A 25,985-nucleotide genomic window follows, 5' to 3' on the forward strand; every position below is an offset into this window, starting at 1 on the left:
AAGAGATCCTTTTTACTGTTAGCTTACTTTTTTCAAATTGAGAGCTGTCTTTTTGATTCCGCCTTTTTTTACAACATATAAACCGATAAAGATAATAAGACCGCCAACAAGTTGCATCATATTGATTTGCTCTCCAATTGTTACAGCTGCAAAGATAACTGCGAACAATGGTACGAGATACATATAAACCATTACTTTCGTTGAACCGATTTTACTAATACCGACATACCACATTGCAAGTCCGAAGATTGTCGCAAAGACGATTGAATATGCTAGTGATCCCCAGCTTGGCGTATCTACTGGCCACGTTAATGTATTTACGTTGAATAAACAGTATATAACGAGAGGTACAATTCCAATTAAAGTAGACCATGATGTGACTCTCATTGCGGAGTATTTTGTGATAAGTGGTTGCGCTAAAATGGGATACCATCCCCACGCAATTGCTGCGACTAATCCAATTACATTTCCGAGCCACGCATACTCGTATGTAGCTCCTCCCGTATGCCCTGTTAATAAAACGAATGCTGCACCAATAAACGCTACTATTGAACCAATTTGTACTTTCATCGAAAAACGTTCTTGTTTGTGCAATACTGCTAATATCCCTGTAAATATAGGTGACATCGCAATTAATAATGAGGCGTTCGTTGCTGAAGTATATTTTACAGATAGCATAAACATCGTTTGATACATTGTCGTTCCAACGATACCGACTGCTAGTAATCGTAACCAATCTTTTCTTTCAATACGTAATGAGCGTTCCATTAAAAATGTAATAAGTAATAATACCGGTGATGCTACTAAAAATCGTAAACTATTAAATTGAATGGATGACATATATGCCACGCCATACTTTCCAATTGTATAATTTGCTCCCCATACTAATGCTACTGATACTAGGAGCCATTCCATTTGCCATCGTTTCATCCGAATCTCCCCTTCCCTATTTAGCATAGTAAAATTGGCTGGATATAACACCGTCCAATTGGCTGTTTTTTTACCCAGCCAATTTGTTATACTTAATGTATATAAGATTTGCGGAGGCGTTTGTATGGAATGGAAGCTAGATAACGACAGTAAAATCCCAATTTATCAGCAAGTAGTTGACTTTATTGAGAAACGTATTACATACGGAGAACTTCCTCCAGGAAGCTTCCTCCCTTCAGAACGGAAATTAGCTACACAGTTAAATGTAAACCGAAGTACGGTAACGACTGCTTATAATGAACTACGTGCTATGGGAATTGTAGAAAGTACGACTGGTAAAGGTACACGTGTGAGTACACATATGTGGGGCGTTTCTCCAACATTAACGCCGAATTGGAGAAATTTCGTAGAAGGTGGTACTTTCTTACCAAACTTACCGTTACTTCGCCATATTCGGGCAGAAGTACAACAAAATGAGAACATTATAGATTTCGCAAACGGAGAGCTCGGTTGTAATCTCTATCCTCACGATCAACTACAAACAATTTTGCGAGAACAACCGTTAACGCAGTCATTAAGTTACGATCATCCCCAGGGGTATCTCCCGCTAAGACAAGCGGTAGTAAAATATATGAAGGAATATTTAAAAGTTGAAGCGACCGAACAATCGATTATGATTACATCCGGCGCCCAACAAGCACTTCACCTTATCGTACAATGTTTATTAAACCCAGGTGATGCGGTCGCTTTCGAAAGTCCATCACACTGTTATTCATTACCGTTATTCCAATCGGCAGGTATTCGTATTTTTCCATTACCTGTCGATGAACACGGTATTAATCCAGACGATGTGCAAGAGTTATATAGAAAGCATCGTATTAAAATGATCTTTTTAAATCCAAACTTCCAAAATCCTACGGGCACAATGTTGCATCCAAACCGTAGAAAAAAACTGTTATCACTTTGCGCAGACCTACGAATTGCAATCGTTGAAGATGATCCGTCTAGTTTACTTACGCTAGAAAATAAACAACCTTGCCCTACTTTAAAATCGATTGATGAAAACGGAACTGTCATTTATGTTCATTCCTTATCAAAAATGATTGCGCCAGGGTTACGAGTTGGCTGGCTTGTCGCTCCGCAGTCTGTCGTAGAGCGATTATCAGATGCGCGTCACCAAATGGAATTAGGAATGAGTATATTCCCGCAGTGGCTTATACAACAATTTTTCGAAACTGTACCATTTCAGTCGCATATCGTACCGTTACGAAAACAACTTGCAGAAAAAAGAGACATTATCGCTCGTGCCCTAAACGAGCAACTTCACGATAAAATCTCTTTCTCAAGCCCGACCGGTGGTATATACATATGGGGAAAATTAAACGAACCGATAAACGAAAAACAACTCATTATGCAAAGCTTAAAACAAGAAATCGCCTTTATGCCGGGTAGTATTTTCGGTGCTAAAGACGGTTATATTCGTTTATCTTACGGGAAAGTGAATATTGATCAAATTGAAAAAGGTATTTCTCGTTTGCGTGAGGCTATTTTGGTTTGTGGGAAATAACATTATGTAAAGAAGTCTCGTTTGACAAAAGCAAAATCTACCATTATTATCAACACGAACCTATTCATAGGAGTGATAAAATGAAGATCTACGTTGATGCAGATGCTTGTCCTGTAAAAGATGTAATTATTTTAGAGGCTACGAATGCAGAAATTCCCGTTACCCTCGTTACTAGCTTTTCTCATTATTCTAATGCGGAACAACCAAAAGGTGTAGAAACAATTTATGTTGATTCCGGAGCAGATGCTGCGGATTACCGAATAATGCAATTAGCCAAAAAAGAAGATTTAATCGTAACGCAAGATTATGGTCTTGCTTCGCTAGCTTTAGCAAAAGGCTGTATCGTTCTACACCATAAAGGCTATAAGTATACGAATGAAAACATTGAACAATTGTTACAAACACGGTATTTAAGTGCAATGGTTCGAAAAAGCGGTAAGCGTACAAAGGGACCGAAACCATTTACAGCAGAAGATAAAGAGAAGTTTAGAGTGCTCTTTAAAAGTATAGTCGCACTTTAAAAATGAACCGTCTATTTGCAAGGAAAACTTCGCAAAACAAAGAAGAGAATATCCAAATGAACATTCTCTTCTTGAGGTTTACCTGTTTAAAATGAAGGTAAATTATCTAAGTTATTTTCCTTTATTCCATCAGGTTCACTACGTATAATATCTCTACCATACTTATGAAATACGTCCACATGAACTAACTTCCCTGATTTCGCTTCACTAAGAGCAGTAATATAATCTAACTCTCTCCCGCTACTTGTCTTAAAAGCAATTAAATCCCCATCATCATTTTTACGAACGGCAACAATTTGTTCTGCTCCCGAATCGACTTCCTGGTCCTGGACTACTTCCAATTGGGCTTGCTCTTCTCCTTGATGTAAGTATTCATTATAAACTTTTTGAAAGTCTTTTTTATCCATAAAACTCACCTCCAAAATATTTTATTAGTATGTTTGGAAGGTATTGGTTTTATGTACTTCTTCCATCAAGTTCACAAAAATACACTCCCTCAAAAAGATAACCCGGATCATAATTTTTCAATCTATTACAAATTTATTTTAGAACTTTATAGAGTACCTCTCAATATAAGATACTCAAAACTGATAATATTATATCGAAAACATTTAAGAAATAGAGCTGTTCAGATGAATATCAAATGGAATAGTGAAAACATTATATTTGAGACATTGAGAGAAGCTGAAGTATGGACGGACTCAATCGGGAATGAAATATATGGACGTGTTTATGATGGTTATGTAACACCTGATTATAAGATTGCCTATGTTCTATTGGCTGAGGTCCCTCATTTTAAAGTTCATACAGAAATAGACGTAAATAATGAACCTTAGCTATATAAAGTATGGGTTATTTCATCTGCTAAAACACCATAGCAATTAGTCTACAGTGCTGTTTATTTTAACCTGTATTATAAATACCGATTCCTTAACGTACAGGGAATCGGTTAATTTGCGTCCAAATTGTGTCTAAACGTACAATTTCCCCGAAATGGTATGGTGACCCATGCGCATCAACTTAAGAAAAGTAAACACCCCAAAAAAGAAAAAAATGTACTTTTTTGTTACAGACTAACAAAAAATTACGTTCTAAGGGCGCTATGAACCTTTAAGCTGATGGAGATGTGATGCTACCCAGGAAGTTTCTAAAAAAAATTATTACTCTGAGTTCTTGTTACTTGATTGTACCCATTCCACCAATTTTAACATGTACATTAACTTTAACATCAGCCTTCGATAATGCTTTTCCCCATTTCTTTTGGACTCTTTTCCAATCTTTATATGTATAAGCTCGTGCATACAACCCCAATCCTATAGGATCAATTTCTGCTTTTTGTATTTTCTTTATTAAACGTTCTAAATCACTTTTTAACTGTTTTTCAATGCTTCTTTCTAATCTTTCTCCATCATTCCTAACATTAAAAGGAAACAGTCGTTCTGAAATTGAAATTCTCATATGTACATTTATATTAAACATAAAATGATTTTTGTATTGTACGTTTGTTTTTACTTTGGTACTTTGAGTATTAAAGCTTAACCAATGTTTTTCTTTGCTTTCAGATTGTAGCGGTACGGCAATAGTAAATGGAAATTCTCCCTGTATGTGATTCTGTAAGATACTTAATAATAAATTTTCTTTTGGTGTAATAGTTAGCTTATATCTATTCTGTTCATCAAGTAATGCTGAACCTATCAACTTTATATTGTTATTCTTTTTAAGTGCGCTAACACTCGCCGTCATTCCTTTTTCTTTTGTTTGGTTATGAAAATCTTGAAGAGTAGTTTTTACAGTAATATTTCTTCTATGTGCAGTCTCAATTAATTTTGCCAAATATATAGGAAGACGTGGTTTATTTTTGGGAGCATAATAAATTATGTCTGAAACAGGTCCATCCACAGCAACAATTCTTGTAGTAACCGTATTTTTGGGATCTCGATAAAAAGGATCTAAATAATCCGCCCACTTCTTTTGTTTTAAAAGTCGCTTACCAATCAAAATAAGTTGTGTCTTGCTTCCCGATGTCAAAGCCATAGCCATGGTGTCGAATTTTTCACGAGAGTTTCGCACTGTAACAGATTTCACACCATATTGTTCCTCTTTAATCTTGGCTTCTTTATTGAAAACAGGACTGGATAAGTATACTTTCAAATTATCATTTTCGTCCAAATCTAAACCCAGTATAAGCGTGAGTGTAACATCTTCTACATTCATTTGGTCTAAACACCCAGTGAGCAATATTAGCGGAATTAAAACACTGCATAATATTTTCTGCTTCAATGTGCTTCCCTCCGAAAGTATTTTTTGTGGATTAAGTTATATATCCATAAAAATACAGGGAATAAGAAAGCTAATACAAGTCCAGCTTTCGATGTAAGCTTTTGAAATAGTTCAGATTCATTCCATGAGGGATGGATCCAAAACGTTACTATAATTACTGCCAATAATAAAATAGCTACATGAAGAGTATGATCTTGTTTTCCAATTAGTTGACTAGAACAAAATACAGCACCGTATACACAAGGAATCCATGCAGTAGAGACGACAATTAGATAAATAGCCAATAAAATCATATCAAACCGTTCTAAAAAACGAAATTCAATAACTTTAAGCAAGTTTAGTACAGGTTGATTAAACTCTAAAATTGCATCTGGACTGAAGTACGAAAAGCAGATAAGGATAGTAAATAGATAAAATATAAATGTTAAGGTATTTGCTATAATAATTCCTTGCGTTGCATATTGCTTTTTTTGCAAAAAAGGATAAAGAAAAAATGCAATTTCAAATCCTATAAAGGAAAAGATAGTAGACGGAACAGCCGAAAAGACAGGTTTCCAACCCTCCTTTAATACTGGAAGAAAGTGTAACCAATTGCTATCTTTTAATGGTATGAAGAAAAAAAATGGAATCCACATTGTCATATAAAAGCATAATTCGCAGTATCGACCTATTATCCGAACACCATTGCGTGCAACCAAAAAGGTTGGAATAGAGAATAGAAACAAAATAATATAGTCGGGTGTTTTTGGAAGAAGCCAGCCCTTAATATAAAGCATGCCATTAATTAGAACTGTCCATGCGTAAAAAGCAAAATATATCATATAAAGAATAATTACCATGGTACCAATGATTTTCCCAAACAATCGAATAAGAATTTCATATAAGGTATCATTTGGATAGTGTTTGGCTGTTTGAATTAGCAAAATACTGGCAGTCATAGCGCAAAACCAACCAATAAATAGTGCTATCCAGCTATCTGTTCCAGCTTTTTCTGCAAGTACCCTTGGAAGGGACAGAATTCCAGTTCCTACTTGTGAGGCATTAATAATAAAGATGTATTGCATGACAGTGATGTCATTATATGCATATTTTTTCATATTTTCACCCTTTATCAGGATTGGTTTCTTTGTGATTCTTCGTAATATTTTTAGATCTTCTCTTCATTGACCACAAAGGAAAGCGAACGAACGTGTCCTTCATACCTGATATTCGAAAAGGTGACAAAGGACTACCATAAGGAGTACCTAAAGACTCTAAACTTATAAGATGTGCAATTATAGTCATCCAGCCGATAATAATTCCTACAATTCCAAATAAAGCAGCTAATAACATCATAGGAAAACGCAGTAATCTTATTGCCAAACCCATTTCAAAATTAGGAACAATAGAAGAAGCTATAGTTGTAATAGCAACAATAATAATCATGATATTACTCACAATCCCTGCTTGAACAGCAGCTTGTCCAATCACAATACCTCCAACAATCCCTACGGTCTGGCTAATGGGAGTGGGTAAACGAAGGGCAGCCTCTCTCATCATTTCTAAGGTAATCTCCATAAGTAAAGCTTCTATCACCGGAAGAAACGGAACGCGTTCTCTCGATTCTGCAATTGATAAATAGAGCTGTACAGGAATAACTTCATAATTAAATGAAATAAACGCTACATATGTTGCAGGTAACAATAAGGCTATAAAAAAACTTATAAAACGTAGTAATCGAACAGAGGAAGATACTAACCAACGTGTGTTGTAGTCATCTACCCATTGAAAGAAGGAAATGAAATTTATGGGGGCAATCAAAACATTGGGACTTCGATCCACAACAATGGCGAATCTCCCCTGAAGGATGTGTGATACAGTTGAATCTGGTCTTTCGGTCAAGATAAACTGCGGAAAGGGTGAATATGGATTATCTTCAATAAATTCAATTATTTCGCCAGTATTAATAATTGAGTCCACCTTAATATTTTGAAATCTAGTTTCCAATTCCTTAAGTACATCTTGAGAAGCTACATCTCTTAAATATAAAATAGATACTTTGGTCTTCCCTCTACTTCCAATTAAAACCTCTTTTAATACTAACTCTCTATTAGGAATATATCTTCGTATTAAAGCTATATTCTGACTAGATGTTTCTACAAACCCTTGATGCGTCCCTTTTAGAGATATTTCATTTCTAGGTTCTGTTATATCTCTTTGTGGCCATCCTTTTGTATTTAGTTGATACCCTGTGTTTTGACCGTGAATTAATAAAATACTATCCCCTTGAAAAATAGCATTTTCGACTTGATTCCAAGTATTGATTGTTTGAATTTCTCCTATTGTGACAGGTAGACCATTACTAACATCAAATGGGTTATGCATCAAAGGGGGCAGTATATTATTATGAATAGATTGTTTATCTGTTAATCCAGATAAGTATATCAAAGCGGCTTCTGATTTATTTACTAGTTGAAATTGACGAATTACCAAATCAGGAGCTTGTTGAAAAAGCTTTTGAAGATCATTTGTGTTTTGGAATAAGTCACAGCTGATATTATGATTTCCCATAGTTTCTTTCTGAACATTTGAATTTCTGTTCTCCGAATCATTTATAGAATAACGTCCTTGTTTTAAAAATTTAAATATAGAAAACACAACATTGACTCCCCTCGAAAAGACTTTTCAGTATTTTTATTGTGTATAGTTTAAAAGGATTTATACCACTATTTACTTCAGCAGCAATTTTGTTCTTCAAGCAAAATTCCAACTTTGTAAACAATCTATTTTCACCATATCTTTACACTGTATTATAAAATATTTTAAGATTTTATGAATTTGCTTCTACATATCAAGATTGGATCGGAGTAGCCAAAATGCTAGTGTAAAATTTCAACTAGAGTATGCTTTACCAAGTGGTCAGTTTCTACATGTTCATGTAGGATCAGGAAAGTAAAATGAGAAAATTTATGGTTCCATTTGTTTAACGAGAATGCTTTGTGAATAGATCAATTGTTTTTTCAGATACATAGTCTTAATCTTTATCAAACGTCTCTTATTATTGTATATTCTTTAATAAGAATTCTGTAATCTCTTCATTTAGTTCATGATGGAAATATTCTCGATTAAAACCAGGTGGATCTTGCGACGGAAGAAAAGACGCATTCGTCATTTCTTTTGGAAACGGGCTAAGAAACGAAAAATGTCCTGCGTTCTCAACTATTTTATGTTGAATTTTAGTACTGTCAGTTATCCCGTTCAATATAATTTCCGCATGAAAATAAGGTGTAAATCGATCTTTCTCCCCAACAAGCATCAAAATAGGGATGTTTATGCCTTCCAAAGCCCCTTTTGTTTTAAACCAAACTGAAGCTGGCGTAAAAGAACTAAAGATTTTATTCTGTAATCAGGTGTAACATTGATAAGATGAGATTTCTCATCAAAAGACTCATAAGGGAAAGAGGTTGATATTCCTCCTGATGCTGCTAATGCTGTGTATCCTCCCATAGAATGTCCGATGACTGAAACAGAATCAGGTTTTAAAACCTTTGTAAAATCTTCACTATTAAAGAACCAATCAATCGCCATAGAAATATGTTTTGGCCTAATAGTTAAATTATCGACTGTACCTTCCACTGTATTGTCGTTTCGATTATTGAATGGATGCTCAAGCATTTCCACAACAAATCCGTTACGAGCCAAGTGACGAGCAATCGTTCGATAAACTAATGGTGAACCACCAGTGCCATGAGATATTAAGACCAATGATACTTTAAATACATTTTTACTTTATTTGGATATGTACAATTACATAAAATTATGTATAATTTCGTCTAAAAAAGTCTTTCTATGTCGATTCATGTAGATTAAACTTTAAATATAATAGTTTAATGTTTTTGCTTCACCCTCTTCATAGGAGAAATGAAGGGTTGTTGTCATTTTCGTAATAGTAAGCGCTTATAAAATGTCCAATCATTTCGATATGTAATATTTCATAAAACATTGTTGGTTTATTTTTTAAAATATTCAGGGGAAATAGACGGAATTCAACAGAATAATTTATCAGACAGGGAGAAAATGATCGTATGTATCCAAAATTTATTGATAAAATAGCGTTTTCGAAGGCGCATAAAGAGTTATTAATTAAACTATATAATAAAGAAATTTCAAGAAGCGAGTATAATCAATTGGTAGATGCTTTTTATCGTCCACAACAAAAGTAAATATGAAGTACGTGTTTATTGTTTTATGTCTTTTGTAGAAACAAAGTTCGTTTTTATCATTTTTGGGACAAGCTCTTCTGCTAGGTTGATGGGCATGTGGAGGTACCCCTACTTCAAAATGTTATCTCCAACTTTTTGACACATTGTTTTTCATAGAAATCACGCCACTTCAAAAGGTGTACCCTTTGATACGAAAATAATTCACATTAAATTATTGTAATTTTATATAAATTGTTTAAAATATAACATCTATATATCAATGTTATTCAATTGACTTTATAGGATCCACAATGGTGATATTCAGTCTTTGTACAATTGGATTATTAAGTAATATAGTGAAAATAATGAATGGCACAGCGAAAATATTTAACTATGTATTATTTGTATTTATCTTATCAGCAATAATTTATTATTTATAAACTTCTTATCAAGTAGGAAGAAAAGAAAAAACACTAGCTTAATAACAGTGTTTTTTCTTTTCTATTTATAGGTCAATGTATTTTATTTGAATAAAAAAGAGGATATTATGATAAAGAAAAATAGAATAGGCACAATTATACCGATTTTAATACCGGTTTTATTGATTTTATCTATTGTTAATGTTGCATACAAAATTATTTTAACTGAATTTGTTGGAGCCTCTATACTAATGCCCTCTTCCTTAATACTGTAAAAAGGTTCTCCTAGATATGGTATACGTTCTTTTGAAATTCCACACCCTTGATCCATAAAACGAATGATTATTTGATCATTATCAAGTTTATCAATTTGAATCAGAATTTCGCCTCCCGTTGGCATGGATTCAATTGCATTTTTTAAAATATTAACAAATACTTGTTTTAATTGATTTCCTTCGCATGGAATCAATGGAATATCAGGTGTAAAATCGATTCTAATTTGTATATTATTCATCATTGCTTGAGGTTGCAGTAGCGTCAAAACTTGATCCATTAGCACACCAATATCATTAGGTTGTATCTTTACCACCTGTGGTTTAGCTACCGCCATAAATTCAGTTGTAATACTTTCTATACGCTCAATCTCTGATGATACTATATTTATATAACCCTGATCATTCTCATTTCCCGTTGATTTTAGTAATTGCATAAACCCTTTCATTGCGGTTAATGGATTATTAATTTCATGAGCCATTGCAGTCGCTAATTGTCCTACGACAGCAAGTTTTTCAGATTTTCGTAGTAATTCTTCTGTTTTTAACCGTTCAGTAATATCACGAGAAATGCTTAGGAAAACTATTTTACCATTTAAGTTAAAAACACGGACACTAAACTCAGTTGTTATTATTTTTCTTGTTGGAAAAACATATTCATCTTGCAAAGTGAAGGAAGTTTGTCCCTCTCTAATTTTTTCTAGTAACCTTACGATCAATCGAGAATCTTGTGGTACAACACTTGGAAATGGCAACGAGAGCAGTTCTTCTCTACTATACCCAAATCTTTTACACCCAACAGGGTTTACCTCAATAAATCGACTTGGAACATGATCTTCATTCAGCTCTACTACATATACTGCGTCAGTTGCTTGTTCGATTAGTGCACGGTACTTCATTTCACTATCTCTTAATTGTTGGTGTAATCGATGCCTTTCTCTTTCTGCTTGTTTTCTTTCAGAAATATCTCTACATATTGCTGATAAAGCTATCACATTTCCTCTTACATCTAGTATAGGAGAAACTGTCAGACTGACATCAAGAAGACTTCCATCGTTACGTTGTCTAATCGTTTCTAATCTAGTAACTATGGATTCATATGTTAGAATTTTCTGAATATTTTCAAGTGATTCATCCATTAAGAAATCTGGTACACAAGGTAATCTCTTACCTATGATTTCTTGTGATGACCACCCAAATATCTTTTCATAAGCTTTATTGGCTTGTAAAATATGCCCTTCTCGATCAGATATGGTAATAGCATCTACATTATGCTTTATAAACGATTCCAGTAATTCTTTGGTAGCTCTTAATTCTGATTCTACCTTTTTCCTTTTGGTTATATCGACTGTAGAACCAACAACTTCAATAACTTGTCCATTTCGTTTAATCGGCCTAAGCGCAATAAGAATAATAGTTTTATCATTTGGCCAGGGTAATTCGAATATAATTTCTTTTCCTTGCCATGCCTGAAGATAATGCTTCATCAATTGTGGAACTAAATGTGGAGGAACAATAGAAGCATCAATAGTGCGTAAGCTTTTTCCTACCACCTGTTCAGAATAAAATCCTTTTTGATAATAAAACTGCCCATCACATAAAGTGTGTATAAAGTGCTTACCCACTTTTTTAAATTTAAAAATCCCTCCTTGAAGCTCATGTACGGTATCTGTGAGTTCTTGCTTCGATTTAATTAATTCTCGATTTATTTTAGATAAATCTTGTGTTAAATATTACAATCTCTGGTAAGCTTCCATAAGAAAGAGCCCGATTAGAAGTCCTAAAGCTATATATAATAAGCCTCCAGTGTAAAGCAATGTAGTATTAAAACATAAACCAACTAACCACTTTATTCCCACAAAAACAGAAAAATATAAAGATGCACTTTTAAAAGGATGAAGGTTTTTAAAATATGTTTTAAAAGTAGCAAATAGATTACAGAAATCTTGTTTTCTTTCGAAAATTTACTATATAGGCCTTTCAATTCATAAACAGGAGCGGCAATTCCAGATCCGGCCATAAATACAAACGTATCCTTCCCGCTCCCCTCATTATAAACATTCACATTTTTATTATTGAAATTAACAAGTTCACCTTCATTATTAATTAATTTCGATTCCATTCTTAATTGATAGTTATGATATATAAATACAGCGCCTATTCCAAGAAAAATAATGCTAATACACACAAAAAATATAATCTTTCCTATCTTCAATAATTTTTACATTGTACCCTTTCAACTTATACTGAAAGGGTACAATGTAAAAATAAATTTCTAATAAATTTTTGAAAATTATTATTTTCTCTTTGTTTCTAAAGTATTGGTCATTTTTAATACCTACGCAATTTCTCCAAAGTCTCCAATATATCATCTGTAAAGGTCGTGCTTCCCTCTTTCTCTAAAACTCTGAAATATAAACTTCTTAAGAAAGCTCTAATATTTTGTACTAAAATATCATGCTGAGGATGCGGGATGTCTTCAACAATTGCTATACTATGTAGCCAGTTGCTCCATTCTTCTTCAGTTAAAAGATTTTGGTTCCGTAACGACATAATTGGCGTTACTAATCTCTCATCCTCAAAGTGTATGTATACGTAGTCATTCATACGAACTTTTTGACGAACAGCAGCTAGTATTGCATATGAAAACTCACGATTTCGTATTGTACGTGCTAAAGCATCTAGTGCATCTGCAGCATGTGCAGTTGAGTGTGCCCAGCCTTTCCCTTCTACGTAACCCCTTACATCTTCTTCTAAATATACATATTCCAGCACTTGTTCTGCCACACTGTACAGTTGTTCTTCAGATAACAGCGGTTCTCTTTCATGAACAGATAAAATAAGTGGTGGAATTAATACGGAGAACGCACGTTTAAAAACAGAGTCTGTTCCCTTTTCACCAATTTTATAAAATAAATAGTCAGGACTAATTGCTTGTAACATTAATCCTCGTAATTCTTTTTGTCTAAATACATCATTTGTAATCCATGTGTGAAGCGTACTATAAATCAAATCATCACGTAATTCAGCATCAGGTGATCCGATATAATCTAACATCCACTGTGCATATGGATATGCGTCTACGTCTTCTGGTACAGCATAATTGTTATTTTTAATTTGTTGTAGTTCTTCTTTTAGTTCTTGTACTTCTGTCATTATATTTCCTGTCCCCTTTTAAAGATTTTTTTATATTTCCCCTTTTACCTTATCTCCCTGCAATTCATTTCATAAAATTAAGTAGATTTCTAAAATCATTTTCACTAAGTATCTATCCTTCTATGAACTTGATTCAATTATATAAATTTCTCCCGAGAAATAAAAGGAAATACATTGGAACACCAAAGCTTCTCACTTTGTTTACATGCATTTCATGTAAGTTTAGGCTATAAAATAAAGTATTTTTTTCATTTATATTCAAACGTAGTTACAATCAAAAATTAAATCATTTTAGAACTTGTTTAATAAATTCTGTTTTAGCTTTTGTGTATGCTTCTCTATCTTGGTTAAACTTTTTTGCTAACTCTTGCTTTAGATTTGAATAATCATAAACTAATTGTGGATTTTCTCGTAAGCGGTTACGAAATAAAAGTTGTTGCTCCCATCGTTCAGTTCCTTTAACCATCAAATGCAGATGAGCTACACGCCTATTATTCTTCACTTTCACAAAGAACCTTCTCCAAGGTCTTTCATCTAATTCCGGGCCTACATAATGCCAATCATATATAGCCAATTTTGCTGAAATATCGAGCACTCTATCAAATGAGTCTGTTTCAGCCATTAGATCAATGATAGGTTTTGCAGGTAAACCAGGTATGGATGTACTTCCTATATGTATTACTTTGCTAATACCGAGAGGAGTAAGCAGTTCATAAAGTTGCCGTTCTTCATATCGGCCTTTATCTTGCCAATCAGGATTTGCATTAACTATCTCTACTGACTCATTCGCCCATACAGGCCAATCGTTCGGATTATCTTTTTTATCCACCCGACGCATCCCCTTTCACGAACTTTTTGTTATATAAAAGATTTTAAATTCCTTTAAATACAACTACCGGATCATCAAAATTACTATTCTGAAATATAACATTTGCACATTCTTTCGCATTATGCTCATCTATATACATCTTACAAGCCGCATGATATCTGTTTATAAACATTTTCTCTGCTTCTTCATAACTTCCAAAAGCCTCAGTCTCGCGCTCTGCACCACGTTTTCTCGCAATCTCAAAATCTGTATCTATGAAAATTTTATAGTCAAATAGATACTCAATTTCTTTTTTCAATAAAAATGTTCCATCTACTATTAGCACCATATTTGGCGAGGCCACTAGCGGCGTATTATGTACAGGGATGTCCGTTATTAAGTTATGAGAAATCGTTTCATACTGTAAATTCCCGTTAGGTCCTAAAGGTTTTAATAGCCTTTCTTTGAAAGCTGTATAATCGTGTGCATCTTCATAATACCCTCTTGCTGATTCTTTGCCTTGTGTATAGCGAATCACTCTAGGGTTATGAAAATCGTCAATGCTGGCGCGTATTACTTGTACTCCCCGATTTTTCATTTCCTCTGCCAGTTCGTTTGCAAATGTTGTCTTTCCTGAAGCTGTAATACCACTCACTCCAACTCTTGTTGGATGAGTTAAATTTAAATTTAAAATATGATCAGCAATTTCTTTCATTCGTTTTTGGCGATGCACGATATGACCTCCTCATTTTTGTTTACATAACAAAATTATGATAAATAAAAATGTCACTACTTGTCGGTATATTTTTATTGATATACATATTCCTTATTTCCCCTTAAACCCTCGATATAAAGCAGTCCGTAACTCCTGCTTGTATTCCTCAATTTCTGGCATATCCAACTCTTCAGCTAATCGGATGGCTAGTTCAATATCATATGGTACACGTACGAGTTGAATGGAAAAGCTTGCTGCTTCTTTTTCATTGTATGTTCCTTCAAAAATTAAATAGGAAGCTTGTGTAATTTCAAGTGGATTACCTACACTACCAGCATTACATAACGTTTTCCCTCTAAAATTTTGCACATACGCCTGATGAACGTCACCGTAACAAACGACATCTGGTTTTCTTTCCCCTTCTATATTCTCTGTGAGCTCACTATTTTCGAACATACTAATACGCTCTTCTCTTGTTGCATGTGGTTGAATTCTTTCATACAAACTTCTCGGTGAAGCGTGGAACATACGAATCAGTTTCCCACTCATATAAAACTCGATTGAAAATGGTAAGCTTCTTAAATACTCATTTTGTTCTTCTGACAATTGTTTTTGATGCCATTTTAACGCTTCAAATTCAGTCGGTTTTGTAATGAAATCATCCCAGTTTCCCATTACGGTTCCTTCACATTCTTTACGAACGATTTCAATTACTTCGCTAGAATGCGGACCTTTTCCTACTAAATCTCCAAGACAAATAATACGTTCAATTCCTCTTAATTTAATATCTTTCAGTACTGATTCTAATGCCGGAATATTACCATGTATATCTGAAATTACCGCAATTTTATCCAAATGAATCCCTCCGTTATTTATTGTTTATTATATCCTCATGTTGTGATTGATACCATTTTGGAATATAAGATGAAAAATGATTATGATCTTCTATAATTCGGTTCAATCTTTCTTTCATATCCTCTACTAAATGTGGTGTAGTTCGGTTTGTCCATACGATATCCGCTGGGAATGTCATCGCTGCATATAATGAATACAGTTTCCAAAAGTGGATTGACGGATCGCCTCCGCAATAACCGTGAACTTGTCCAACCGCAAATGGTTTGCTTATTCTTGTAGTAAAAATCGCTACGTTATAAAAATCGTGTATTGGATCGCCAAAATCATATCCACTAAAATCGATAACGATAAATTCATTATTATGAATCATACTATTTGCTGGGTGGTAATCATCGTGTAAAAATGTGATAGGCCGATTTTTCAATAAGTCTTTATGATTTTCTACAAAGGTTAATACTGGCTTCAAATCCAGAAAATTCACCTCATAATCTGCTAATGCCTCTATGTACCTTTCATACTTATTCCACCTAAATATTTCCCATTTATTACTTGCACTTTCTCTTTCTATCGAGTGAATTCTCTTTAATATTTCCCCTGCTTTTCTTCCTGCATTATACTGTTCTTCCACCGATAGCTTGCTTAAGCTCTCTTGACCATTTACACCTTGGGTCCATTCAAATACTTGAACACATTTATTTAATCCCTCAAGTTTTATGAAATGAATTAACTTCGGCGTTGGAATATGTAATAACTCCAATTGTTTCATATACATATATTCTTCTTGTTTTCGTTCATAATTAGAAGAATCACACACTTTTACAAAATAAGTTTCTCGATTCTCTAGGTCAATTTTATACTTCTCTTCATGTGAAAAACCTTTTGTAATAGCTGTACATTTTACAATACGTGACCACTCTAGTTTTCTTTCTATCTCTCTTAACATTTCTTCCACAAAACTCACCTCTATTAATATACGAACAAACTACCTAACACTTCATACTCTCGTTTATTTTCCCCTTTAAACTCCACTGCAAATGGATATTCGCCATAATGCTTCAAACGTTCTAGTACTAGCCCTTCTCCAACTGGTTCACAAAACTGCACATGAACATCACCAAACGATACACTTTGACACTCAGCATTCCATTCTTCATTTTGTATGATTGAATTTGCAGTTAGCTCCATTACTTCTTTCCATTTCCGCACTGTTTCTCGAACATTTTTCACCGTATAATGAATCGTTTCAATTTCTTGTACTTTATTTTTATGTTCAGTGATCGTCCCTATTTTACGTAAATCGTTTCTTCTTTCTTCATCCGTTTCATTCCACTGTATAAAGAATGGTAATTTCGGTCCATTCTCTTCTTGCTTTACAAATAACATTTTCCATTCTAAAAGCCGGCCATCTTTTCTCATCCGTTTCCCTTCAAATGGTCCTATCGTATGTAAGCCGTGCTTACTAAATTTAACTGCTAGTTCTTCAATTGCATCTGTTCGAATTGCGATTTGTAGCATCCCTTCTCCATTTTTTAATTTCACCACTGTTTCTTGTACTAATGGATTTTCTGCTTCTTTCGCTTTTTCTTCATGCTGAACTGCTAAAAATTCTATATATGATAAATCAAAATAACATAAACTATTCCAAGTACCCCAAGTCGTATGCTCACCGCCTAATGCAGTATGAAATCCATGCTCCTGCATTTGTTTTGCCGCTTCCTCCGGTGTACAATGCACTGCGTGAACGAGATGATCAAATGCTAACATAGTCTTTCTCCCCTTTCTCTCCATCCTTTTATTGTATATTTTATTTTTCTTTCGTTCAATTCAAAAAACTTTAAAACCCAGTTGATTTATACGATTAATGTGTATTATAATAAAACAAATTTAATTATTGCTGATTGGAAAAACCAAAGGCACTTTTCTCATACGGGAAAAGTGTCTTTTTCATTTATTATTACAGGGGGATTATTTATGCAGAAATTAATTGTCTTTGCTATTATTGGATTTTTCGCTCAATTGATTGATGGCGCACTTGGTATGGCGTACGGGGTAACGTCTACCTCACTATTATTAATGTTTGGTATCGCACCAGCTGTAGCTTCCGCATCAGTTCATTTAGCTGAAGTCGTTACAACCGCCGCTTCTGGTGCATCTCATATCAAATTTGGAAACGTTGATAAATATACAGTTTCCAGACTTACATTACCAGGAGCAATTGGCGCATTTATTGGGGCATGTTTTTTAAGCAATTTACCTGGTGATGTAATTAAACCGTACATTTCCATATTTTTATTTACTTTAGGGGTTTATATTTTATTACGATTCATCATTCAAAAACAAATTGTTTCTTCAAATAAGCGTATGTCTGCTAAACAACTTGTACCACTTGGCTTATTCGCTGGATTCGTCGATTCAACTGGCGGCGGTGGTTGGGGGCCGATTACGACACCTGTTCTTCTTGCAAGAGGAAATGAAGCTAGAAAAGTTATTGGATCTGTAGATACGAGTGAATTTCCTGTTTCACTCGCTGCAACGATTGGCTTTTTCATTTCACTTGGCTGGGAACAAGTAAGCTGGGTTTGGGTATTTGCCCTCATGCTTGGTGGTATTGTTGCCGCACCAATCGCCGCATGGTTAGTACGCATCGTTCCTTCTCATTTACTTGGCGTACTCGTTGGCGGACTTATTATCTTTACGAATATACGTACACTGCTTACTACATTTAAAGTAGATCCAACTATTATTTCACTTTCTTACGTTGCAGTTGGTCTTGTCGTTATTATATCTATTTTTATTGCTGTTCGTAATCATTCCAATCGTTCTAACGTATCGACAGCCGGCTATCCGAAAGATCAAAAACAAATGCTACCATAATTAATAATAATACCGCCCGATTTACTTCGAGCGGTATTTTTTATTTTTCTATTTTCCAATTGACCATCGTTTCAGTACTATTTACTCTTTTCATATGTAATTTCTCTAAGACACGAATAGAGCTATAATTATCAAGGAGTGTCTCCGCTATAATCGTTTCCACTTCCCCTGTTTGAAAAGCCCATTTCATTAATTCACTAACTGCTTCTGTTGCATACCCTTTATTCCAATATTTCTCAATAAATCCGTAACCAATTTCTACCGTATGTTGCTCATTCGGTTTCCCTTTAAATCCTATATCACCTAGAACAACATCATCCTCTTTCCGAATAACATACCACGGTCCCCACGGTAATGAAGCCGCATCTCGTTTCATATTTTCTATATGTCCTACAATATGCGGACCACTATTGTATCCTTGATTATCCGCAATTTGAATCCATTCTTCTGTACACGGTACTATATATAATCTTTCCGTTTCTAATTTCATAATGATATCCCCTTTTCAATTAAACAATACCTCAATTTTATCAGAAATAAAAAGAATATTCATTCTATTTATCGAATTTATACTTATTCTTTGAAACGAATTTAAGGAATAATCCCCTTCTGATAGTTATGTCGAATTATATTTTCTGAATTTTCTTTTAATTTTAAAGGGTTTTTCAATATTTTTTGCGAAACATTTGTATAACAATTTTTTCTTTGCTTATTGCTACATAATAGTAGGTTCGGGTGGAGTTTTGCAAGCGTTTCCTATACAATAACCGATATTTTTTGACTTTTCCTAACAAAATTCCTTGCAATATATTCAGAAAGTCATTACAATTGCCATATATTAAATATCTTAGCAATATATAAATCCTCATCAATCCGATGAGGTAGAGGTTGCGACTTTTAAAAGTAAAATGGACGAGACACAGCGAATGTCACTGACTCCGTTTGAAAGGAAAAGTTGCCGAAGTTTATATTTCTTCTCTGGAAATATGAGCTGGGGCTGTCTCCGAAAGGAACAGAACTGTCACGTTTACAAAATTACCGTGTAAACGTGGTGTGCTATCTTAACGGAAGGGTATGATGGGGTGGTTATTTGTGAAACGTTCCGCCTAATTCCTTTGGCGGTTTTTTGTATTTTTCTTCCCCGCTCCTTCCTAACCTACAAGAAAAGGAGTGTTGAACATGAATAGCGCAACAAATCAATCTACCTCTAAAACGCAAACTACACAAGGACAAGGTGAATTAAAACGCGGATTAAAATCTCGTCACCTTACGATGATTTCTCTCGGTGGTACAATCGGTACCGGATTATTTCTTGCCAGTGGTGGTGTTATCCATTCAGCTGGTCCTGGCGGTGCATTAGTCGCATATGCCGCAATTGGAATTATGGTTTATTTTTTAATGACAAGCTTAGCAGAACTCGCGGCTTACATGCCTGTTACTGGATCTTTTAGTACTTATGCAACAAAATTTGTTGATCCATCACTTGGTTTTGCACTTGGATGGAACTATTGGTATAACTGGGCGATTACGATTGCAGCTGAACTAGCGGCCGTAACATTAATTATGAAATTTTGGTTCCCAGATACCCCTTCTCTTATTTGGAGTGGACTTTGTTTAGCTATTATTTTTCTCTTAAACTATTTATCTGTTAAAGGTTTTGGTGAATCTGAATATTGGTTCGCACTTATTAAAGTAGTTACTATTATTATCTTTTTAATTGTCGGTTTTATGATGATTTTTGGAATTATGGGCGGCGAATCTGTTGGCTTTAAAAACTTCACTGTTGCAGATGCACCATTTAATGGCGGCATCATGGCAATTATCGGTGTATTTATGGCTGCTGGTTTCTCATTCCAAGGAACTGAATTATTAGGAGTAGCTGCTGGTGAAACTGCTGATCCAGAACGCAATATTCCGAAAGCAATTCGTTCTATCTTTTGGCGCATTTTATTATTCTATATTTTAGCAATTCTCGTTATCGGTTTATTAATTCCTTATACGACTGAAAGCCTTGCAGCAAGTGATGTTACAGTAAGTCCATTTACACTTGTATTTGAAAAAGCGGGCGTTGCCTTCGCTGCTTCTGTTATGAACGCTGTTATTTTAACTGCAGTACTTTCTGCTGGTAACTCTGGAATGTATGCATCAACTCGTATGCTTTGGGATTTAGCTCGCCAAGGAAAAGCACCAAAGTTCTTAGGGAAATTAGATAGCCGCGGTGTACCTGTTAACGCATTAATCGCAACATCAGTAGTTGGTAGCGTCGCTTTCATCGCTTCTTTATTCGGTGACGGTGTTGTATACATTTGGTTATTAAATGCTTCAGGGATGTCAGGATTTATTGCTTGGGTAGGGATTGCTATTAGTCATTACCGTTTCCGTAAAGCCTATATTGCACAAGGGAAAGATTTGAAAGATTTACCATATCAAGCGAAATGGTTCCCGTTCGGTCCAATCTTTGCATTTACACTTTGTGTTATTGTTATTTTAGGTCAAAACTACGGAGCATTTACAGGAGCATCTATCGACTGGAACGGTGTACTCGTTTCTTACATCGGTTTACCACTCTTCTTAGTACTATGGTTAGGTTATAAATTTACTAAGAAAACGAAAGTCATTCCACTTGATAAATGTGAACTGAAATAAAGTAAAACGAGCAAACAAAATTGTTTGCTCGTTTTTTTAATGCAATGCTTCTCCCTTCCCTATTTCTCCTGTTTTTGCAATAATAGAGGAAATATAAATAAAGGTTGGGATTACATGAACATTCGTATTACTGATGAAGCAAAAGCAGCTATACATAGACTAGTACGTGAAGACAAAAAGATCATTCGCATTAGAGGAACTATGACAAACTCTTGCAGTATTTTCGTTGATGTCGATTTAATTTGGGATACATATAATGCGGATGATGTTGTATATGAAGATGCGGAGCTTATCGTACAAATGGATTCATTCACGACAGATTACACTGGTGATACGGTGAAACTTGATTATAAGACGACAGGTTTTAGTATTACGACTCCTAGTGAGACTTTGGTGTATGGATTGTCGATTAAAAAATAAACATTGTTTTTATCCGACCAACGGGGTGAAAAAATGGGCAAATATGTTCCGTTAAAATTTTTATTTAACAAAGAATTAGCAGAAAAAATGGCTGATTCTATTTGTAAACACGATCCTAATTTCTCTAAAAGAAACTTTGTATCTACCGTAACATATAAAGTTGAAAATTTAGAGTTAAAGCAACGTATAGAAGTAATAGCAGATGAATTACACAATGCATTACAAAAAGATTTTAATGAAGCAATACATATATTACTGAAAACATTAGGACCAGAAAATACAACAGAAGTCGGCACATTTACAAAGGGTTATATGTATATGCCTATCGCAAAATACGTTGGAAAATATGGGCTTAACGATTTTGACTCCTCATTCAACGCAATGTATGAAATAACAAAAAGAAATACTGCTGAATATGCCATTCGTCCTTATCTTGAAAAATACCATGAAGAAACCTTGGACATATTGCAGCAATGGTTACGTGATGAAAACAGCCGCATTAGAAGATTAGCTTCAGAAGGTACTAGGCCAAGACTTCCTTGGGCAAAAAAAATAGGAGCTTTGAAAGGTGACTTCAGAAATAATTTAAAGCTTCTTGAGCCATTAATGAATGACCCTTCTAATTATGTTCAAAAATCTGTAGCCAATCACATTAATGATATTACGAAAGAAGATAAAGAACTCGTTTTTCGATGGTTGCGAGAATTACTCGATAAAAACCATCCTGTTAATCCTTGGATTATGAAACATGGATTAAGAACGGTGATAAAAAATGGCACTTTACCAAAAGATTTTTATTTTTAAGTATTTGTAAAGAAAGCAACAATCTATATGAAAACAGCTAATAATAAAAACGTTTATACTTCATTTGGAAGTATAAACGTTTTTTCTCTTTTAAACATTAACCCTGCCTTAAAATCTTATGAAACATTTCCGGTTTATGTTGATCAAAAGCATCTATTAATTCTTTTCCAAATATCGTTATACTCTCCTCCCACGGATGCCATAAATACCCCCACTTAAAGTCCTTCTGAATAAAGAAATAGTAATCTCCAGTTGGAAAAATCGGGATTGTCCACTCATCAAATTCATTTCTATCGAACTTTAAATGTGAATTTACCCAGTAACATTCATGTTGCCAATCAAGTGCCATTATATATTCATTCGATACTGTATTCTCTTTAAAAACTAGTAATGCTTTTTCTTCCAGATCGTCATATACATTTAAATCTACCGATTCTCCAAAGTAATGAGAAATATCATATGTTATAAAAGGACTTGGCACCTTAAATGATGGGAATATAGACATACTTGGTGAAAACTCAAAATCACTATATACCCTATCCCATATTCGGTCGTACTCTTTGTCTGTAAACTCAATCCAATTCTTCATTAAATATCTACCTTCCCTTTATAGTTCAAAGGATTTTCACTCGATTATCCCGAATATATAAATAATTATTCTCGCAAGGAGCGAATTTGTATGAATCTATTCGAACACGAAACGTAAAACCTCTTCATCTTTACAAGAGGTCCTCCATTTCTCTGTTCTTACTATATCATTCATTAACGAAATAGGAGGACATATTATGAAACGTGATCCATTATTTTCAGCACTATTAGAAAGTGCAAAGACTAACTTTAGCGGCTGGGATTTTTCTTTCATTTCAGAAACTGGCCGTATGAATAGCGAGCCCCTATCATGGTCATACGGTAGCACTGCTTTCCAGCTTATGCAACGTGCAAAATCAATGCTAGATATGGGGACTGGTGGCGGAGAGTTTTTATCTATGTTACAACCGTTCCCGTCAACTATTTATGCGACTGAGGGCTATGCTCCGAATGTCCCAATTGCACGAAAGAAATTAGAACCTTTAGGAGTTATAGTCGTAGAAGTGACTGATGATACTGCTTTACCATTTCAAGATGGTCAGTTTGATTTAATTGTGAATCAACATGAATCCTATTCTGCTTCTGAAGTGAAAAGAAGTCTTTCCACCAATGGAACATTTCTTACACAACAAGTCGGTGGTCTTGATTGTGCGGAACTGAATGAGCAGTTTGGCACACCGCTGAATAGCGAATTTTCAAGTTGGTCACTCGAAACGGCATGTAGTGAATTGAGAAAAAGCGGATTTACAATTTTAGAAGCGAAGGAAGAGTTCCCTCTTCAGCGTTTTTATGATGTCGGTTCTGTTGTCTATTACTTGCAAGCAATTCCGTGGCAAATTCCTGAATTTACAGTAGACAGCTATACCGAGGAATTGTATCGCATACATGAAATCATCTTGCAAAAAGGATATTTCGATGTGAAGCAACACCGCTTTATTATTAAAGCAAATTATGAAGAGTAAAATTTGAATTAGCATTCCCTACAAAAAAGCCAAGTCCCAATAAAGGACTTGGCTTTTTCTTATTATTTTAACGCATCTTATCCTATTGAGAAATGAGATGTTTTTCATATCGTTTTTTCGTATCATCTTCTGTCAAAAGTGTAGTTGTGTAATCAATAATATTCCGGTTATCATATGTGAATGTATGCTCTAAATTGTTTTCTTCTTTTAATACTCTTGGTAAATATCTTTGCAAATTGCTAACTACACCTCTATTATCACCATCTAATATCCAATCAATTGACTTCCATTCTAATATACCTTCATCTGTGCTTACTGGCGTATCAATATGTACTCCATCTGGTAAATCAGTAAGGAATACATACATTCCCTCACTACCCAAAGGTTCGTCTTTAACTTGAAACATAACATTCCCTTTATACGTTACACTTGGAAGCTCTATTCCCGTTTCCTCAAACGTTTCTCTAATAACTCCTTCGTATGGCGTTTCATACTCTTCTATTTTCCCTCCGACACCATTCCACATTCCCATTGTCGGCTTTTTGTTTCTATTTAATAGCAGTATATTATCTCCTTTTCTAATGAAGCAAATTGTGTACTTATACATACGATCATTTCCTTTCATAGCAATTCATTTTCCACATGTGTTATTTGGCTTATTTTCACGTGAAAATACTCGCCTTATAATCCCTTACCACATAATATATAGTACAACTTTCATACGTAAACTCTTTACGTATGAAAGAATCCTTTTTAGAAAGGAGAATTCAAAATCGATAACATTAGTAGCGAATTTCTAAAACAATATTACGACAGCAACGTTTGGTTACATGGTACACACTGGTTCGGGGTTCCAATCTGCAAACTTCCTTCTGATCTCTTTTTGTATCAAGAAATATTATACGAATTAAAGCCTGATTTAATTATTGAATGCGGAACTTTTTACGGTGGTAGTGCACTGTTTTTAGCTTCTATGTTAGATTTAATTGGAAAAGGTCACGTACTTACTATCGATATAACTCCGCAACCAAATCGGCCATCCCATAATCGAATTACGTATTTAACAGCTTCATCTGTTTCTGTACAGGCCGTCCAATCAATATTAAGTATGCGCAAACCTGATGATGTGATTTTAGTTATTTTAGATTCTAATCATAGTAAAGAACATGTATCGAAAGAACTCTTACTTTATAAATCTATTGTAACCACTGGCAGTTACATTATTGTAGAAGATACAAGTATTAACGGAAATCCTCTCCTTCCTGATTGGGGCCCTGGCCCAATGGAAGCTGTGGAAGAGTTTTTAACTAAAAATAGCAATTTCATAATCGATGAATCTAAACATAAGTTTTTCATATCATTTAATCCAAAAGGTTTTTTAAAGAAGATAAAGTGAAACTTTAATAAGTGGGGTTTTGTGAATCCCCACTTATTTTATGATTTTCATTTTCGAAAAAGGATAGTACACAAATTTCACTTTTCCTATTATATTATCTTCTTCAATATATCCTAAACCATTTCGACTATCCTTACTTTGTTCACGATTGTCTCCCATTACAAATAACTTATTTGGCGGAATCTTTGTCTTTTGAAAATTATAAAACACTTGTGTATTGTTATATAAATCTTTATTTATATAAGGTTCATCTTGCTTTTTGTCATTTACGTATACAGTTCCATTCGTTATGTTAATTATGTCACCAGGAAGCCCTATTACACGTTTCACATAATATTTCGACTCATCCTCTTCCTTAATAATGACGATTTCTCCATGCTGTAAGCTAGAAAAGTGTACAGCGGCTTTATTTACAAATACGTAGTCTTCTTCATGTAAAGTTGGCTGCATTGATTTTCCTTCCACCTTACATAAAGTAAAAGACTGGTACGCTCCTACTAGGACAAATATAAATAGTATGTACTTTCCCCAACCTCTCTTAATCTCCTCTTTCATATCCATTCCCACCTTATCAAAACACTTTTCAACTCA

General features: G+C 34.4%; 25 protein-coding genes, 4 pseudogenes and 1 riboswitch. Of the genes and pseudogenes, 11 read left to right on the forward strand and 18 right to left on the reverse strand.

Annotated features, from left to right (window positions below; all coding sequences use genetic code 11):
- Positions 1–18 precede the first annotated feature (18 nt).
- A complete protein-coding gene (locus MKX37_RS14760) occupies positions 19–930 on the reverse strand; it encodes a DMT family transporter (RefSeq protein WP_002120365.1) in 912 nt (303 codons plus the stop codon).
- A 124-nt stretch (positions 931–1,054) separates the two neighbouring features.
- Between MKX37_RS14760 and pdxR the strand changes: the two genes are divergently transcribed.
- Both pdxR and MKX37_RS14770 read left to right on the forward strand, forming a co-directional pair.
- Positions 1,055–2,497, forward strand: coding sequence for a MocR-like pyridoxine biosynthesis transcription factor PdxR (pdxR, locus tag MKX37_RS14765; RefSeq protein WP_078422147.1), 1,443 nt, complete (start codon positions 1,055–1,057; stop codon positions 2,495–2,497).
- Between the two features lie 80 nt (positions 2,498–2,577).
- Complete coding sequence (locus MKX37_RS14770; protein WP_002120370.1) at positions 2,578–3,018, forward strand: YaiI/YqxD family protein; 441 nt, start codon at positions 2,578–2,580, stop codon at positions 3,016–3,018.
- 86 nt (positions 3,019–3,104) lie between these two features.
- Here the strand turns inward: MKX37_RS14770 and MKX37_RS14775 are convergent, their stop codons facing one another.
- Positions 3,105–3,425, reverse strand: coding sequence for a DUF3892 domain-containing protein (locus MKX37_RS14775; RefSeq protein WP_002120371.1), 321 nt, complete (start codon positions 3,423–3,425; stop codon positions 3,105–3,107).
- A gap of 231 nt (positions 3,426–3,656) precedes the next feature.
- Between MKX37_RS14775 and MKX37_RS14780 the strand changes: the two genes are divergently transcribed.
- Entirely contained in the window at positions 3,657–3,854 is a 198-nt protein-coding gene (locus MKX37_RS14780; RefSeq protein WP_033712249.1) for a hypothetical protein, read from the forward strand.
- 340 nt (positions 3,855–4,194) lie between these two features.
- On the opposite strand, the gene MKX37_RS14785 is transcribed toward MKX37_RS14780, so the two are convergent.
- Genes MKX37_RS14785 through MKX37_RS14795 form a run of 3 tightly spaced genes read right to left on the reverse strand, consistent with a single transcriptional unit; the run spans position 4,195 to position 7,935 of the window.
- Positions 4,195–5,298, reverse strand: a complete 1,104-nt coding sequence (locus tag MKX37_RS14785; protein ID WP_002168107.1) for a Ger(x)C family spore germination protein — start codon at positions 5,296–5,298, stop codon at positions 4,195–4,197.
- A complete protein-coding gene (locus MKX37_RS14790) occupies positions 5,295–6,395 on the reverse strand; it encodes a GerAB/ArcD/ProY family transporter (RefSeq protein ID WP_002120379.1) in 1,101 nt (366 codons plus the stop codon). Before MKX37_RS14790 ends, MKX37_RS14785 begins: the two co-directional genes overlap by 4 nt.
- Before the next feature lie 4 nt (positions 6,396–6,399).
- Complete coding sequence (locus tag MKX37_RS14795) at positions 6,400–7,935, reverse strand: spore germination protein (RefSeq protein WP_078422146.1); 1,536 nt, start codon at positions 7,933–7,935, stop codon at positions 6,400–6,402.
- A gap of 69 nt (positions 7,936–8,004) precedes the next feature.
- On the opposite strand from MKX37_RS14795, the pseudogene MKX37_RS27460 reads away from it, so the two are divergent.
- A pseudogene (locus MKX37_RS27460) lies at positions 8,005–8,230 on the forward strand (IS4 family transposase); the annotation flags it as partial.
- A 105-nt stretch (positions 8,231–8,335) separates the two neighbouring features.
- Here MKX37_RS27460 and MKX37_RS14800 read toward each other — a convergent pair.
- Positions 8,336–9,042, reverse strand: a pseudogene (locus MKX37_RS14800) (alpha/beta hydrolase family protein).
- 320 nt (positions 9,043–9,362) lie between these two features.
- Between MKX37_RS14800 and MKX37_RS14805 the strand changes: the two are divergent.
- Positions 9,363–9,500, forward strand: a complete 138-nt coding sequence (locus tag MKX37_RS14805; RefSeq protein ID WP_000283272.1) for a hypothetical protein — start codon at positions 9,363–9,365, stop codon at positions 9,498–9,500.
- A 642-nt stretch (positions 9,501–10,142) separates the two neighbouring features.
- Here MKX37_RS14805 and MKX37_RS14810 read toward each other — a convergent pair.
- From MKX37_RS14810 to MKX37_RS14845, 8 genes and pseudogenes are all read right to left on the reverse strand, one after another.
- Positions 10,143–12,104 (reverse strand): annotated as a pseudogene (locus MKX37_RS14810) (PAS domain S-box protein); the annotation flags it as partial.
- Positions 12,104–12,385: pseudogene (locus MKX37_RS14815) on the reverse strand (alpha/beta hydrolase); the annotation flags it as partial. The pseudogenes MKX37_RS14810 and MKX37_RS14815, both read right to left, overlap by 1 nt.
- A gap of 116 nt (positions 12,386–12,501) precedes the next feature.
- Positions 12,502–13,326, reverse strand: coding sequence for a DUF2785 domain-containing protein (locus MKX37_RS14820; RefSeq protein WP_002185508.1), 825 nt, complete (start codon positions 13,324–13,326; stop codon positions 12,502–12,504).
- A 286-nt stretch (positions 13,327–13,612) separates the two neighbouring features.
- Entirely contained in the window at positions 13,613–14,155 is a 543-nt protein-coding gene (locus MKX37_RS14825; protein WP_002168100.1) for a GrpB family protein, read from the reverse strand.
- Positions 14,156–14,198: 43 nt separating this feature from the next.
- On the reverse strand, positions 14,199–14,849 hold the full coding sequence (locus MKX37_RS14830; RefSeq protein WP_003190117.1) for an AAA family ATPase: 651 nt from the start codon (positions 14,847–14,849) through the stop codon (positions 14,199–14,201).
- Positions 14,850–14,960: 111 nt separating this feature from the next.
- A complete protein-coding gene (locus tag MKX37_RS14835; RefSeq protein ID WP_002013591.1) occupies positions 14,961–15,704 on the reverse strand; it encodes a metallophosphoesterase family protein in 744 nt (247 codons plus the stop codon).
- Between the two features lie 13 nt (positions 15,705–15,717).
- Positions 15,718–16,656 (reverse strand): aminoglycoside phosphotransferase family protein, encoded by a 939-nt coding sequence (locus tag MKX37_RS14840; RefSeq protein WP_002185507.1) that lies wholly within the window; start codon positions 16,654–16,656, stop codon positions 15,718–15,720.
- Positions 16,657–16,670: 14 nt separating this feature from the next.
- Positions 16,671–17,468, reverse strand: a complete 798-nt coding sequence (locus MKX37_RS14845; RefSeq protein WP_078422145.1) for a VOC family protein — start codon at positions 17,466–17,468, stop codon at positions 16,671–16,673.
- Between the two features lie 207 nt (positions 17,469–17,675).
- Between MKX37_RS14845 and MKX37_RS14850 the strand changes: the two genes are divergently transcribed.
- Positions 17,676–18,578 (forward strand): sulfite exporter TauE/SafE family protein, encoded by a 903-nt coding sequence (locus tag MKX37_RS14850; protein ID WP_002127976.1) that lies wholly within the window; start codon positions 17,676–17,678, stop codon positions 18,576–18,578.
- 40 nt (positions 18,579–18,618) lie between these two features.
- Here the strand turns inward: MKX37_RS14850 and MKX37_RS14855 are convergent, their stop codons facing one another.
- A complete protein-coding gene (locus tag MKX37_RS14855; RefSeq protein WP_002127978.1) occupies positions 18,619–19,068 on the reverse strand; it encodes a GNAT family N-acetyltransferase in 450 nt (149 codons plus the stop codon).
- Positions 19,069–19,452: 384 nt separating this feature from the next.
- A riboswitch (Lysine riboswitch) is annotated at positions 19,453–19,645 on the forward strand.
- A 112-nt stretch (positions 19,646–19,757) separates the two neighbouring features.
- Between MKX37_RS14855 and MKX37_RS14860 the strand changes: the two genes are divergently transcribed.
- From MKX37_RS14860 to MKX37_RS14870, 3 genes are all read left to right on the forward strand, one after another.
- Positions 19,758–21,224, forward strand: a complete 1,467-nt coding sequence (locus MKX37_RS14860; RefSeq protein ID WP_002013597.1) for an amino acid permease — start codon at positions 19,758–19,760, stop codon at positions 21,222–21,224.
- A gap of 114 nt (positions 21,225–21,338) precedes the next feature.
- Positions 21,339–21,644 carry an iron-sulfur cluster biosynthesis family protein gene (locus MKX37_RS14865; protein ID WP_002127979.1) on the forward strand — a complete coding sequence of 102 codons (306 nt, stop codon included), beginning with the start codon at positions 21,339–21,341 and terminating at the stop codon, positions 21,642–21,644.
- A 33-nt stretch (positions 21,645–21,677) separates the two neighbouring features.
- Positions 21,678–22,448 (forward strand): DNA alkylation repair protein, encoded by a 771-nt coding sequence (locus MKX37_RS14870; protein WP_078422144.1) that lies wholly within the window; start codon positions 21,678–21,680, stop codon positions 22,446–22,448.
- Positions 22,449–22,545: 97 nt separating this feature from the next.
- On the opposite strand, the gene MKX37_RS14875 is transcribed toward MKX37_RS14870, so the two are convergent.
- Positions 22,546–23,037: a DUF2716 domain-containing protein gene (locus MKX37_RS14875; protein WP_078422143.1), complete on the reverse strand. Its 492-nt coding sequence runs from the start codon at positions 23,035–23,037 to the stop codon at positions 22,546–22,548.
- Between the two features lie 196 nt (positions 23,038–23,233).
- Here MKX37_RS14875 and MKX37_RS14880 point away from each other — a divergent pair, with 196 nt between their 5' ends.
- Complete coding sequence (locus MKX37_RS14880) at positions 23,234–23,998, forward strand: class I SAM-dependent methyltransferase (RefSeq protein ID WP_002127984.1); 765 nt, start codon at positions 23,234–23,236, stop codon at positions 23,996–23,998.
- 82 nt (positions 23,999–24,080) lie between these two features.
- Here the strand turns inward: MKX37_RS14880 and MKX37_RS14885 are convergent, their stop codons facing one another.
- Positions 24,081–24,605, reverse strand: a complete 525-nt coding sequence (locus MKX37_RS14885) for an NUDIX hydrolase (protein ID WP_002127986.1) — start codon at positions 24,603–24,605, stop codon at positions 24,081–24,083.
- Positions 24,606–24,770: 165 nt separating this feature from the next.
- Between MKX37_RS14885 and MKX37_RS14890 the strand changes: the two genes are divergently transcribed.
- Positions 24,771–25,394 (forward strand): cephalosporin hydroxylase family protein, encoded by a 624-nt coding sequence (locus tag MKX37_RS14890; protein ID WP_078422142.1) that lies wholly within the window; start codon positions 24,771–24,773, stop codon positions 25,392–25,394.
- Between the two features lie 33 nt (positions 25,395–25,427).
- Here the strand turns inward: MKX37_RS14890 and lepB are convergent, their stop codons facing one another.
- Complete coding sequence (lepB, locus tag MKX37_RS14895; protein ID WP_016127209.1) at positions 25,428–25,949, reverse strand: signal peptidase I; 522 nt, start codon at positions 25,947–25,949, stop codon at positions 25,428–25,430.
- Positions 25,950–25,985 lie beyond the last annotated feature (36 nt).

This window comes from Bacillus sp. FSL R5-0709, from assembly GCF_038004785.1.
GTDB lineage: Bacteria > Bacillota > Bacilli > Bacillales > Bacillaceae_G > Bacillus_A > Bacillus_A mycoides.